This window comes from Paenibacillus sp. Marseille-Q7038 (genome assembly GCF_965111595.1).
In genome coordinates this window covers 2,722,706-2,736,237 of sequence record NZ_CBCOOM010000001.1, presented here as the reverse complement: position 1 = coordinate 2,736,237, position 13,532 = coordinate 2,722,706, and the positions used below count along the sequence as shown (strand labels likewise).

At 42.4% G+C, this 13,532-nt stretch carries 14 protein-coding genes and 1 other annotated feature; of the genes, 13 read left to right on the top strand and 1 reads right to left on the bottom strand.

Annotated elements, in window-relative coordinates:
- The first annotated feature begins 79 nt into the window (after positions 1-79).
- The 10 genes from sigG (at position 80) to ACWPWY_RS13000 (ending at position 9,535) form a co-directional block, all read left to right on the top strand.
- Entirely contained in the window at positions 80-862 is a 783-nt protein-coding gene (gene sigG, locus ACWPWY_RS13045) for an RNA polymerase sporulation sigma factor SigG (protein ID WP_454192075.1), read from the top strand.
- A 215-nt stretch (positions 863-1,077) separates the two neighbouring features.
- Positions 1,078-1,422 carry a YlmC/YmxH family sporulation protein gene (locus tag ACWPWY_RS13040; protein ID WP_454192074.1) on the top strand — a complete coding sequence of 115 codons (345 nt, stop codon included), beginning with the start codon at positions 1,078-1,080 and terminating at the stop codon, positions 1,420-1,422.
- A gap of 107 nt (positions 1,423-1,529) precedes the next feature.
- Positions 1,530-2,435: a peptidoglycan editing factor PgeF gene (pgeF, locus tag ACWPWY_RS13035; protein WP_454192073.1), complete on the top strand. Its 906-nt coding sequence runs from the start codon at positions 1,530-1,532 to the stop codon at positions 2,433-2,435.
- Positions 2,436-2,440: 5 nt separating this feature from the next.
- Positions 2,441-3,130, top strand: a complete 690-nt coding sequence (locus tag ACWPWY_RS13030) for a YggS family pyridoxal phosphate-dependent enzyme (protein ID WP_454192072.1) — start codon at positions 2,441-2,443, stop codon at positions 3,128-3,130.
- A gap of 4 nt (positions 3,131-3,134) precedes the next feature.
- Positions 3,135-3,605, top strand: coding sequence for a cell division protein SepF (locus ACWPWY_RS13025; protein WP_454192071.1), 471 nt, complete (start codon positions 3,135-3,137; stop codon positions 3,603-3,605).
- Between the two features lie 7 nt (positions 3,606-3,612).
- Positions 3,613-3,882, top strand: a complete 270-nt coding sequence (locus tag ACWPWY_RS13020; RefSeq protein WP_454192070.1) for a YggT family protein — start codon at positions 3,613-3,615, stop codon at positions 3,880-3,882.
- 62 nt (positions 3,883-3,944) lie between these two features.
- Positions 3,945-4,727 carry a YlmH family RNA-binding protein gene (locus ACWPWY_RS13015; RefSeq protein WP_454192069.1) on the top strand — a complete coding sequence of 261 codons (783 nt, stop codon included), beginning with the start codon at positions 3,945-3,947 and terminating at the stop codon, positions 4,725-4,727.
- Between the two features lie 223 nt (positions 4,728-4,950).
- Positions 4,951-5,460: a DivIVA domain-containing protein gene (locus tag ACWPWY_RS13010; RefSeq protein WP_454192068.1), complete on the top strand. Its 510-nt coding sequence runs from the start codon at positions 4,951-4,953 to the stop codon at positions 5,458-5,460.
- Positions 5,461-5,578: 118 nt separating this feature from the next.
- Positions 5,579-5,894, top strand: a binding site (T-box leader).
- 64 nt (positions 5,895-5,958) lie between these two features.
- Positions 5,959-9,048 carry an isoleucine--tRNA ligase gene (gene ileS, locus ACWPWY_RS13005; RefSeq protein WP_454192067.1) on the top strand — a complete coding sequence of 1,030 codons (3,090 nt, stop codon included), beginning with the start codon at positions 5,959-5,961 and terminating at the stop codon, positions 9,046-9,048.
- Between the two features lie 211 nt (positions 9,049-9,259).
- Positions 9,260-9,535 carry a DUF5665 domain-containing protein gene (locus ACWPWY_RS13000; protein ID WP_454192881.1) on the top strand — a complete coding sequence of 92 codons (276 nt, stop codon included), beginning with the start codon at positions 9,260-9,262 and terminating at the stop codon, positions 9,533-9,535.
- A 20-nt stretch (positions 9,536-9,555) separates the two neighbouring features.
- Here ACWPWY_RS13000 and ACWPWY_RS12995 read toward each other — a convergent pair whose 3' ends face one another.
- Positions 9,556-10,290: a TraR/DksA C4-type zinc finger protein gene (locus ACWPWY_RS12995; protein ID WP_454192066.1), complete on the bottom strand. Its 735-nt coding sequence runs from the start codon at positions 10,288-10,290 to the stop codon at positions 9,556-9,558.
- A 233-nt stretch (positions 10,291-10,523) separates the two neighbouring features.
- Between ACWPWY_RS12995 and lspA the strand changes: the two genes are divergently transcribed.
- The 3 genes from lspA to ACWPWY_RS12980 all read left to right on the top strand — a co-directional run bounded on the left by lspA (position 10,524) and on the right by ACWPWY_RS12980 (position 13,483).
- Positions 10,524-11,012, top strand: coding sequence for a signal peptidase II (gene lspA, locus ACWPWY_RS12990; protein ID WP_454192065.1), 489 nt, complete (start codon positions 10,524-10,526; stop codon positions 11,010-11,012).
- A 2-nt stretch (positions 11,013-11,014) separates the two neighbouring features.
- Positions 11,015-11,956, top strand: a complete 942-nt coding sequence (locus ACWPWY_RS12985) for an RluA family pseudouridine synthase (RefSeq protein ID WP_454192064.1) — start codon at positions 11,015-11,017, stop codon at positions 11,954-11,956.
- A 273-nt stretch (positions 11,957-12,229) separates the two neighbouring features.
- Positions 12,230-13,483: an LL-diaminopimelate aminotransferase gene (locus ACWPWY_RS12980; protein WP_454192063.1), complete on the top strand. Its 1,254-nt coding sequence runs from the start codon at positions 12,230-12,232 to the stop codon at positions 13,481-13,483.
- The last annotated feature ends 49 nt before the right edge of the window (positions 13,484-13,532 follow it).

Sequence of the window (13,532 nt, the reverse complement as noted above, 5' to 3'; positions counted from 1 at the left end):
GTAAGGTTTTATTTTTGGAATAAAAACACCGCTCAGGGAGATAATGTACATTAATGTTTCTCCTTGGGAGGTAATCACGATGACTCGTAATAAAGTCGAGATTTGTGGCGTGGATACCGCGAAACTGCCGGTCCTAACCAACGTAGAGATGCGTGAGTTATTTACAAATCTACAGCAAAATAATGAGCGCTCAGCTAGAGAGAAATTGGTGAATGGCAATCTGCGATTAGTACTCAGTGTCATTCAACGTTTCAATAACCGGGGAGAATTCGTTGACGATTTGTTTCAAGTCGGTTGTATTGGTTTGATGAAAGCCATCGATAACTTTGATTTGTCTCAAAATGTAAAATTCTCCACGTATGCGGTACCGATGATTATCGGTGAGATTCGCAGATACCTTCGGGATAACAATCCGATTCGTGTATCTAGATCTCTGAGAGACATCGCATACAAAGCACTGCAAGTCAGGGATGCACTAACCACTCTCCATTCGAGAGAACCTACTGTTTTCGAGATATCTGAGGTATTGGGCGTTCCTAAAGAAGATGTCGTGTTTGCACTAGATGCGATTCAAGATCCGGTATCTTTGTTTGAACCGATCTATCATGACGGTGGTGACCCGATCTACGTAATGGATCAAATCAGTGACGACAGGAATAAGGATGTTACCTGGATTGAAGAAATTGCACTTAGAGAAGCGATGCACAGGCTGGGTCAGAGAGAAAAAATGATATTGTCTATGCGCTTTTTTGAAGGAAAAACGCAAATGGAAGTAGCAGATGAGATCGGTATTTCTCAGGCTCAAGTGTCTCGTCTTGAGAAGTCAGCGATTCAGCAAATGCAAAAACATGTGAAGACCTAGTGGTTGAAGCAGTACAAGGAAAATGCAATGTATTTGGTAAATTGCATACTGAACTAAATTCCAAAACCTTTATTTTTGCCTTAGGCAGAAATAAAGGTTTTATCTTATTGTACATAAGTTCTCAAAGCTTATAGCAACAAACCCAAAAATAAGTACATATGAGGCGAATGAATCATATAGTAATTTATAAGCACAAATAGCGGGATGTGATAAGAATGAGTTCAGGAGATTTAACGGTAAGAGCGATGAAAATTTCAGACTTTCAAACCAAAGACGTTATTAACATTATCGATGGAAAAAGGCTTGGTCAGATTAGTGATCTAGAACTTGACCTTAGGAATGGGCGAATTGATGCAATCGTTGTTCCAAGTTACAGCCGCTTTATGGGTTTATTCGGCGGTGGAGCAGACCTCATCATTCCATGGCGTAATATTGTCAAAATCGGTTCAGATGTGGTTCTTGTTAAGATGGATGAGATCAAGGAGCATTCGGGTGATGGAGAGCAGCCAAGTTCAGAACGGTGGGAACGAAGTCGGGAAGAGCAGCGGCGCGGTATATGAAAATAGGAGCGAAAAAAAGGGTAGTCTTTCTTCTAAGCAAAGGTGGATGAGCAATTTAGCCGTATTTTTGTTACACTGTAAAAAAAGATGAGGTGAATTTTACTTTCATGGAGCCGTTTGTATTCAAAAAAACAGCATCCTCAGGTTCTCCCAGCTTGAACCACTCCGCAGCTGGGAACCCGAGGTTGTTTGAAATAGAACCTTGGAAAAGCTATGAGGCAGATCCAGGACTCAAAGTTGGTTATACAAGCCGTTTGGGTGGAGTAGGGAAAGCACCTTACAGCAGTTTGAATTGTGCTTTTCATGTGGGAGATCATCCGCAAGATGTTATCGAGAACCGAACGCGGATCGCTAAGGAAATCGGTATGAAGCCAGAATCATGGACTTGCGGAGAACAAGTGCATAAGAATGAGGTTGCCATTGTTACCGAGCGAGATAAGGGCAGAGGTTTCCTAGATCGCGAATCTGCTTTTCAGGAAACGGACGGACTACTTACCAATGTAAGAGGTATTCTGTTAACTTCCTTTTATGCAGATTGTGTACCTTTGTATTTCTTCGATCCGGTGAAAGAAGTCGTTGGACTTGCTCATGCGGGTTGGAAAGGCACCGTTGCCGGGATTGCAGAGCGAATGATTACACGAATGGAAGAGTATTATGGGTGTGAACGTCAAGATATTAGGACAGCAATTGGCCCGTCTATAGGGAGCTGCTGCTATGAGGTAGACGACTATGTGATGAACCAAGTGAAGGTTTGGTATGAGGTTTCAGAGGGTAATGACAAACATAAAGGCTTATCTTATGAAGCTTGCCATAAACCGGTTTCAGGTGGGAAAAGTATGCTTGACTTGAAAGAAGTGAATCGACACATTATGATAAAAGCAGGAATATTGCCGGAACATATCGAAATTACTTCATGGTGTACAAGCTGCCATCCTGAATTGTTCTTCAGTTATCGTAAGGAAAACGGGATTACGGGTCGTATGGCAAGCTGGATCGGACTGGAAGAGAGGTGACCTCCTTGCAATTAGAGGAGAGAATTCAGCATGTTGATGAGCGTATAACGGCCGCATGCAAACGAAGCGGACGAAATAGAGATGAGGTCGGTGTAATTGCCGTCACTAAATATGTATCGACTGCGATGACAAGTAAAGTGCTGGATCACGGACTTATACATATTGGTGAGAATCGCTGGCAAAACGCGGAAGACAAATGGAATGCACTGCACGATCGAGGAATATGGCATTTCATAGGTCATTTGCAGACCAATAAGGTTAAAGATGTCATTGGCAAATTCGCATACATTCATTCACTTGACCGTCTATCTCTTGCAAAAGAGATTGAGAAAAAGGCAGGACAAAGCGAAATCCAAGTGGAGTGCATGCTTCAGGTGAATATATCTGGAGAAGAATCAAAATATGGTCTTCAGCCGGAAGAAGTCGTACCTTTACTCAAGCAAATTCGTGAATTTCCTCATGTTCATATTACCGGACTAATGACAATGGCTCCTTTTGAGGAAGATGCAGAACGTACTCGCCCTGTATTTCGCGGACTTCGTGAACTCAGGGATGATTTGAACAGACAAGCTTTAACGAATCAGCCGCTGACCCATTTGTCGATGGGAATGTCTAATGATTATGAAGTTGCTGTTGAAGAAGGGGCTACCTGGGTAAGACTGGGAAGTGTTCTTGTAGGAAAAGAGGAGGACTAAGGAGATGAGTGTAATGAATAAATTCATGAATTTTTTTGGTTTGCAAGAAGAAGAAGAGATTATTGAGCGCGAACAAGTAAATAATACACGTAATGATGACCAGGAACAAGAAGTTGAAACCCCGAACTTCGATAAACGTAGAAATCAGAAGGGAAATAATGTGGTGAGTATCCATTCCCAAAAAAATGTAAAAGTCGTTCTCTATGAACCACGCAGTTATGATGAAGCTCAAGAAATTGCGGATCATATTCGTGCTCATCGCACCGTTGTGATCAATCTTCAGCGTGTCCGTAAGGATCAAGCACTGCGGATTATCGATTTCTTAAGCGGAACGGTATATGCACTGGGTGGAGGCATTTCCAAAATAGGCGGTAATATTTTCTTATGCACACCAGATACGGTGGAAATTCAAGGAACGATTGCGGAGATTTTGGCTGAAAGTGAGAGCGAAGCAGATTACGGCAGAATGAGGTGAATTGTTTTTGGAGATTGTAGTTCAAGCAATCGGAGCTTTAGTAGAAATTTACTACTGGCTGATTATTATTTATATCTTAATGTCTTGGTTGCCTAATGCGCGTGAGAGTAAATTCGGAGAAATTATTGGCAAAGTTGTAGAGCCATATCTTGCTCCTTTCCGGCGTTTTATCCCGCCGATCTTCGGTATGATTGATATTTCTCCAATCATTGCGATTATTGCTCTACGTTATGCAGCAACTGGACTCGTCGCGATTCTTACTAACCTATTTACGTAGATTATACTAATGTCATTAGGGTAAGCAGTAAGTATGAATATGCAAAGCAGGGTGATCTTGAAATGAAAACAGAAGTTTACGATCATTTTCACCCCGATGAACGGGATTTTGTAGACAAAGCCTGGGAGTGGGTCGAACGTGCGGGACAGTTTCATGAGATGAAGCTGACGGACTTTCTCGATCCTCGCCAGGCTTATATTTTGGAATCCATTATGAATCGCCGGAATGATGTGCAGATCCATCTGGATGGGGGTTCAGAATCTGCTGAGCGTAAACGTGCACTGGTAGCACCGGATTATGCTTATTTAGAAGACGAGAGCATGGAGCTAGCTGTGCTGTCCATTACCTCAGCTGACCAAAAATTACTACAGCTCGATCACGGGGATTATATGGGTGCACTCTTGAGTCTTGGCCTGAAAAGGGGTAAGATTGGAGACATTCATGTACTTGATGATGGTTGTCATACGGTAGTAGCCAAAGAAGTTGCGGATTATTTATCGATACATCTGCATCAGGTTCATCGTATGAATGTATTTACAGATATTCTGCCGATAGATCAGCTTCGGACGAGTGATGTATCACTTCAGATGATGGATCTGACGGTAGCTTCTTTGCGTCTGGACGGGATTGCTAGTGATGTGTACAGGCTCAGTCGCAGCAAAATTCTTACACCCATCAAGGCGGGTCGCTGTAAAGTGAACTTCCGAGTAGTAGAAGATCCGTCTAAAGCTCTTCGGGCAGGAGACGTAGTCTCTGTTCAAGGACTAGGACGATTTAAATTACTAGAAATAGATGGGGTTACTAAAAAAGGCCGTTTTCGAGTTAAAGTCGGCAAATTTGTCTAAGTATGTTGCAGGAATTCTGCTCTTCTTGTCGAAAAGGTATAGGTCTAGGCATTACGACAACGTATGAATTTGCCGATATAAACTACATGTTGATATACAGGTGGTGAATATTACATTATTTCGTAAGTCTTCTGCTCTTTTAAGACTGCAGAAGGTTCACCATTATTTTTTTTGTTTCATAAATCTCCTTCTTCGGAGGTTAATATTATAGGAGGTGGACAGTATGCCGCTTACACCGCTGGACATACATAATAAAGAGTTCTCTCGCAGAATTCGTGGGTATGATGAGGATGAGGTTAACGAATTCCTGGATCAAGTCATCAAAGATTATGAGGCTGTTATCCGCGAGAATAAGGAACTTAATAACCAGCTGCTGTCCGTGCAGGAGAGGCTGGATCATTTTTCAAACATTGAGGAGACGCTAAGTAAGACCATTATCGTCGCTCAAGAAGCTGCAGATGAAGTGAAGAATAATTCGAAGAAAGAAGCGCAGCTGATCGTGAAAGAAGCGGAGAAGAATGCAGACCGCATCATAAACGAAGCTCTGTCGAAGTCTCGCAAGATTTCGATGGAAGTAGAAGAGCTGAAGAAACAGGCTTCGATCTATCGAGCACGTTTCCGTACACTTGTGGAAGCACAGCTTGAATTGTTGACACAGGATGGATGGGAAGCGCTGGAGAACCGAGAATTTGAGGTTCGTGAGCGTGAACGTGAAATGAAAGAAATTTATTAATATTTATTTATTTGGATATGATATAGAGATGAGCGGATCATGAACCTTTAGCAGGCTATTGATCTTGTTGACTTTTTTTATAAAAGAGGCTATAAATATTCTTATATGAATTTCATATTCGATTTTGATGATGGGAATCAGTACGTTATGAAGATTGTTCTCAGAGAGTTGGCGGTCGGTGCAAGCCAATGAACAGGTCATGACCGAATATCCTCCCGGAGAAGTGAAGCCGAAAGGATCTGCATACAACTGTTGTATTGCTGATGCGAATAAGCTGATACCGTAAGCCGAACGTTATATCGGCTCCTTATGGAAGCTTCATAAGGATTAGAGCGCTGTCTCTATGTGTTGACCGTGATAATCATCGAATGATTAGAGCGGGCAGTCTAGAGATGGAACTAGGGTGGTAACGCGAGAACAGTCTCGTCCCTTTTGGGGATGAGGCTTTTTTTATTTTCTAAATATAGTAATGCGCCATACAAGAAAGGGAGTTTGAAGATGAAACGAGTCGATGTCAAAGAAAAAGCTCGCGCTCGCGAGCAGCGAATCCTCAGTAAATGGAATGCAGAAGATACCTTTAAAAAATCAATTGAGAATCGTGAAGGTAAGCCTAACTACGTTCTATATGAAGGACCTCCTACAGCGAACGGTGCTCCGCATATCGGGCACGTACTAGGCCGCGTTATTAAAGATTTTGTAGGACGCTATCAAACGATGAACGGCTACCGTGTTGTTCGTAAAGCAGGATGGGATACCCACGGCCTACCGGTAGAGCTTGGTGTAGAGAAACAGCTCGGCATCAACGGTAAACATGAAATCGAGAATTACGGCGTAGAAGCTTTTATCAAGAAGTGTAAAGACAGTGTGTTTGAGTACGAGCACAAATGGCGAGAACTAACGGAAGCGATCGGTTATTGGACGGATTTGGATCATCCATACGTTACACTTGATAACAAATACATCGAAAGTGTGTGGAATATTCTTGCAACGATCCATGATAAAGGACTGCTTTATCGCGGACATCGCGTTAGTCCATACTGCCCTTGCTGTCAGACAACACTTAGTTCTCATGAAGTAGCACAAGGGTATGAGGACGTTAAGGATCTTAGTGCAACAGCTAAATTCAAACTTAATGATCGTGATGAATATATCTTGGCTTGGACGACAACACCTTGGACGCTTCCTTCTCACGTGGCACTTGCTGTAAACCCAGACATGGAATATGCACGAGTGAAACAAGAAGACGGCACATACATCGTGGCGAAAAACTTGGTGGAAAAAGTGATGAAAGGTGATTATGAAGTTCTTTCAACGTTGAAAGGTTCGGAGCTGGTGGGTCTTACTTATACACCGCCGTTTACTTATATCAAAGCAGAAAAAGCAAACATTGTGGTTGGAGCAAGCTTTGTAACGGATGCAAGCGGTACAGGTATCGTTCATATGGCTCCTGCTCACGGGGAAGATGACTACAAAACCTGCCGTGAGAATGGAATCAGCTTTGTAAGTGTAGTAAATTCCGAAGGGAAGTATACAGAGGAAGTTACTGATTTTGCAGGACGTTTTGTAAAAGATTGTGACCTTGATATCGTGAAGTACTTGTCCGAACAAGGTACGCTTTACAGCAAAGAAAAAATCGAGCATAGCTATCCGTTCTGCTGGCGTTGTAAATCTCCGCTTCTCTATTATGCAATGGACAGTTGGTTCATCGAAACTACGGCTGTGAAAGATCAGCTGATTGCTAATAATAATACCGTTGAATGGTATCCAGGTCATGTTCGTGAAGGACGTTTTGGTAAGTTTCTTGAAGATCTTGTTGACTGGAATATCAGCCGTAACCGCTACTGGGGTACTCCGCTGAACGTATGGGTGTGTCAGGACTGCGGCGGACAATTTTCACCGCATAGCCATGAAGAACTTCGTAAACATGCGGTAGGTGAAGTAAGTGAGGATCTGGAACTTCATAAGCCGTATGTAGATGAAGTGAAAGTCCACTGTACACACTGTGAGAACGGGGTAATGGAAAGAACTTCTGAAGTGATTGATGTATGGTTTGACAGTGGTTCCATGCCATTTGCACAGCATCACTATCCTTTTGAGAATAAAGAAACTTTTGAACAGCAATATCCTGCGGACATGATCTGTGAAGGGATTGACCAGACACGAGGCTGGTTCTACAGCTTGCTGGCGGTATCTACTTTATTTACAGGCAAAGCGCCTTACAAAGCCGTCATGGCAACAGGTCATATCCTAGATGAGAACGGACAAAAAATGTCCAAATCCAAAGGGAATGTAATTGATCCATGGGAGATCATCAATGAATATGGTACAGATGCATTCCGCTGGGCTCTCCTTGCAGACAGTGCGCCATGGAACAGTAAACGTTTCTCTAAAGGAATCGTAGGCGAAGCAAAATCGAAAGTGATCGATACGATCGTAAATACACATGCGTTCCTTGCGCTGTATGCAGATATTGATGGTTATGATCCAAAAGAGCATCCGTTTAATAGTTCTGAGAACAAGCTGGATCGTTGGGTGCTATCACGTCTGAACTCTCTCATCGCTAAAGTTCGTAAAGGACTTGAAGTGAATGATTTCCTGAATGCGGCAAAATCGATCGAAGTATTCGTTGATGAGCTGAGTAACTGGTATATCCGCCGTTCTCGTGATCGTTTCTGGGGAAGTGGTCTAAGCGAAGATAAACTCGCTGCTTATGGTACGCTGACAGAAGTGCTGCTCACTTTGTCCAAAGTAATGGCTCCATTTACACCAATGTTGGCTGAAGATGTATACGGTAACCTTGGCGGTGAAGGCAGCGTTCATTTGGCTGATTATCCGGTTGCCAATGAATCTCTCATTGACGAAAAGCTTGAGCAAGATATGGAGACAGCACGTAATATTGTTGAGCTTGCGCGAAACGTTCGTAATGAGACTGGAATCAAAACACGCCAGCCATTGTCAGCTCTGATTGTATCTCTACACCAAGATTTCGATCTGCCAGGATATGAAGAGATCATTAAAGAAGAGATCAATGTAAAAACAATTGAAGTAGAAACAAGCGACAGCGGTTTTGTTGATTTCTCATTGAAACTGAATCTGAAAGTAGCAGGTAAAAAATACGGTAAAAATGTAGGCTTCCTGCAAAACCATTTCAAAGGCATGACGGCTGATGAAACTCGTTCGGTTGTAGAATCTGGAGAATTCAACATTGTCTCACCAGAAGGAACGGAACTTCATGTTACTAGTGAGGAGCTTCTCATTGAGAAAAAAGCAAAAGAAGGATTTGCGGCAGCATCTGGTTACGGTCTGACGGTTGCACTGAACACGGAAATCACACCAGAACTTGAGCAAGAAGGTTTGGTTCGCGAAGTTGTTCGTGCCGTTCAGGATACAAGAAAGAAACTGGATCTTCCGATTGAAAAACGAGTAAATCTGATGCTTGACGTTGATGATGAGTTGAAAGCGGCGATTGAAGCATTTGAAGATGTACTTCGTGAAAATGTACTCGTCACGGATATTTCCTTTGGTACTGCAGAGGATATGGAAAAAGTAGAAGCAGGTTCTAAAACGATTGGTGTTAAAATCTCGTAACATAATTACAAGGTAGAGGCTAATTCGGTTTTAAAGCGGATATAATAGCATAAAGAACAATATGTAAAAACGAGCCTGAGGGAAAATATATTTTCCCCTGGCTCGTTTCCGCTTTTTTAATCCTATAAAGGAAAGGATAAGACCATTAGCGATGACCACAAATCAGAAAGCTACAGATGACATAAAAGAACTTGAAGAGCAAATTGATGAAATGCACGGGTTGTTACGTAAATTAGCTTTGAGCCTTGAGAAGTCACGGATTGCTGATTATACACAGCTTTTGTATCGGCCGGCGCGACTGATTTGGCTTAATATTCTTTCAGGTACAGCAAGAGGAGTCGGAATAGCGATTGGCTTTACCTTTTTTGCAGCAACGATCATATATCTCCTTCAGATGCTAGGAGCGTTAAATCTACCCATTATTGGAGACTACATTGCAGATATCGTACGTATTGTTCAAAGACAATTAGAACTTGATACGTTGTAATATAATCGGTAAAAGCTTACTTATTCATCATCTGGAAGGACATCAGGTGCAAGGATGTTCATCCCCTCATCATCTTCGAGGTATTTGCGATACTGGTTGTTTCGTAAAACATAAACATTTTCACCGTAGATATCGGTTGCGAGAAAGCTTTCGTAAGCTTCTACGCATCCATCAATTTCTTCGGATGCTTCAATATACATCGCATTGTAATCATCAACGTTATTGCTTTCAGCAAGAGCGGGCGTATTGGAGTTTCCCCAGCTCTCAACAATTTGCCAGGCATCTTCGCCGTCAAAACCATTCTGGGTATCCTTTTCATCTAGACTTGTTCTGCCAAATGGTGGGGTAAGGAACTCTTCTTCCACCGGGCGATCATTAGAAACCACGGTTTCTGGGGCATGTTCTCTACAATAGGTGGTATAGGGTACAGCTTCTAGCCGTTCATAAGGAATCGGTTGATTACAGACGGCGCATACACCATAATCTCCTTTCTCCATAAGGGCTAAGGCAGAATCAATGCGTTCAAGCATGAATTCATCATGTTCGTTTAAGGAAATGTCTTTTGCTCGTTCGAACATTTCAGTACCTACATCGCCTGGATGATTATCAATCGTCGAAAGTTCTCCTACTTCATAACGCATAGAACCACTAAGACCATAGTGATCATTGGTTTTGTCCCGGTGTTCAATATCTTGTTTTCGCTCAAGAAGCTGCTTGTGCAAACCTTCCATTTCTTGCTTGCTAAGATGCGTCATGGGCATGAATGCTCCTTTACATGTTACTGACTTGTGTAGTAATCCAATTGCACTGTCTTGGTGTCTGTATAGAGTGCTCAAAAAGCAAAGGTTTTAGAGAAGGTGTATTTTGCATAATCGGGAGTGAACTCTCTCTATTACTTCAAATAGACGCTGTTCCAGCGGGTGTGCTACAATAAATAAGGCATTACCCATCGAATGGTAAAAGACAAGAACGGAGTGACAAAAACACGGTGATCTATTACGTTATTGCATTGATTATTTTTCTGGTGGATCAAGGAACTAAATGGCTCGTCAAAACCAATATGGATTTGGGCCAAGAAATTTCGGTGATCGGAGACTTTTTCTATATTACTTCTCACCGTAACCGGGGAGCGGCATTCGGTATTCTCCAAGATCAGCGCTGGTTTTTTATTGTAGTAACCATTATTGTGGTAATCGCACTCGTTTGGTATATCCAAAAAATTAAATCACAGCCTGATAAATTGCTCCCACTGGCTTTATCACTAGTTCTTGCTGGAGCTATTGGTAACTTTTTGGATCGCCTGCTAATGGGTGAAGTCGTTGATTTCTTTAAATTTAATTTTGGAAGCTATACGTTTCCGATCTTTAACGTTGCGGATTCTGCAATTGTAGTAGGTGTGGCCCTTATCATCTTGGACACACTACTTGAAACGAGAAGAGAGAAGCAACGTGAAGGTCAACAAGAAGGGATTGAATAAAGATGATAGATCGGTCCGAACAAGAATCGGCTCAAGACATCCAGGAGTGGACCGTCACTGCTGATTATGCAAAGGAACGAATTGATAAATATATTACGGAAAGCATGGATGACATTTCCCGTTCTCAGGTTCAATTGTGGATTGCAGACGGTCATGTTACCGTAAATGGCGCAAAAGTAAAATCGAACTATAAGCTCGGTGAAGGAGACCGTATTACGGTTATCGTTCCAGAGCCGATGGCAGTAGAAATCATTCCTGAAAATATTCCGCTACATGTGGTATATGAAGATGCGAGCGTTATTGTAGTAAACAAACAAAGAGGACTGGTCGTACACCCGGCGCCTGGCCATACTTCTGGAACTTTGGTGAATGCACTTATGTATCATTGTAAAGATTTGTCCGGTATTAACGGCGAACTTCGCCCCGGAATTGTTCACCGCATTGATAAAGATACATCCGGTCTCCTCATGGCTGCTAAGAATGATAAGGCGCATGCCTCACTTGCTGCTCAGCTGAAAGAGCATAGTGTGAATCGCCGTTATATCGCGCTGGTACACGGTCATGTGCAGCATGATCAGGGAACCGTGGATGCTCCGATTGGTCGAGACACAAGTGACCGTAAAATGTTTACTGTAACAGATCGCAATAGCAAAGAAGCAATAACACATTTTACGGTATTAGAACGTCTTGGCGACTATACACTGCTTGAATTGAAGCTGGAGACAGGCCGTACACATCAGATCAGAGTACACATGAAGTTTATAGGTCATCCTCTGGTTGGTGATCCGATGTATGGTCGGAATAAAGGGATAAAAATGAATGGACAAGCACTTCATGCGCAAACGCTTGGGTTTGTACACCCGGATACAGGGGAACAGATGGAATTTACAGCTCCATTGCCGCAAGATATGGAAGATGTGCTTGCTTCTTTGCGAAGCAGATAGTTGATTTTTACATTGAAGGTTAAGTCAGCTCAAAAAGAGGGTCGCTTTAAGTGACCCTCTTTTTTTGTGCTTCATTCATAAATAATGGTGCTTTCGTGCAAACTAGATGAAAAGCTTAAAACGTGTAACATTGGGTATATAGTGTTATGAGCGTATGTTAGACATAAGATGTAGTGCAAATGATCGGATGTATAGTCCATGGTTTTAACGAACAAGATCCTTCATATTTATACATGGAGATATTCGTTACACAAGGAGATGAAGATACGCGATATGAGTACTAATAAATATCAAGAAACTTTCATTCAAACAAGTTTTGCTGATCGAATCGGCGGTGCAAACTATGGTAAAGACACTAACATTTATAAATTCGAAAAAATAAAACGGGCAAAACAAGCAGCAAAAAAGGACTTCCCAAATATCGAACTCATTGACCTTGGAGTAGGTGAACCAGATGAGATGGCAGACGCAGGGATTGTTGCGAGGCTTGCGGAAGAAGCTGCAAAGGTGGAAAACCGTGGTTACGCGGATAATGGAATTCCTGAATTTAAGGAAGCGGCTGCTAAATACTTAGAGCAAGTGTTTGGGGTAGAAGGGATTGATCCTGTATCCGAAGTGGTACATTCCATCGGCTCCAAACCAGCGCTAGCTATGATACCATCTGTATTCATTAATCCAGGGGATGTTGCGATCCTTACTGTACCTGGGTATCCTGTTCTCGGAACACACACCAAATATCTAGGTGGAGAAGTGTACAACGTACAGCTCACGAAAGAAAATAACTTCTTGCCGGATTTATCATCCATTCCAGAGGAAATTGCGCACCGAGCGAAGTTGCTGTACTTGAATTATCCGAATAACCCAACAGGGGCAAGTGCAACTACGGAGTTTTTTACTGAGGTTGTAGAATGGGCTAAGAAGTATAACGTTATCGTTGTCCATGATGCTCCTTATGCTGCGCTTACGTATGATGGTCTGAAGCCGCTGAGTTTCTTATCCGTACCCGGTGCGAAGGATGTGGGTGTTGAGCTTCACTCCCTGTCCAAATCCTACAACATGACAGGATGGCGTATTGGCTTTGTTGCCGGTAACCCTCTTATTGTAAAAGCATTCAGCGATGTAAAGGATAACAATGATTCAGGTCAGTTTATTGCGATTCAAAAAGCAGCAGCGTATGGATTGTCCCATCCAGAAATCACAGAAAAGATTGCAGAGAAATATTCTCGTCGTCACGACATGCTGGTTGAAGCTCTTAACGAACTTGGATTTAGAGCAGAGAAGCCTAAAGGTTCTTTCTTCTTATATGTGGAAGCTCCAAAAGGGATCAAGGGCGGACGTCGTTTCGAATCAGGGGAAGACTTCTCTCAATTCCTAATCCGCGAGAAGTTAATCTCCACTGTACCTTGGGATGATGCAGGTAATTTTGTTCGTTTCTCCGTTACCTTTGAAGCCAAAGGCGAAGCTGAGGAAAGACGTGTGATTGAAGAAATCAAACGCCGCTTAAGCGACGTAGAGTTTGAGTTTTAATATTCATTTTATGGATTCGGTTAGCGAAAAGGATGTAACCTATTAGGTT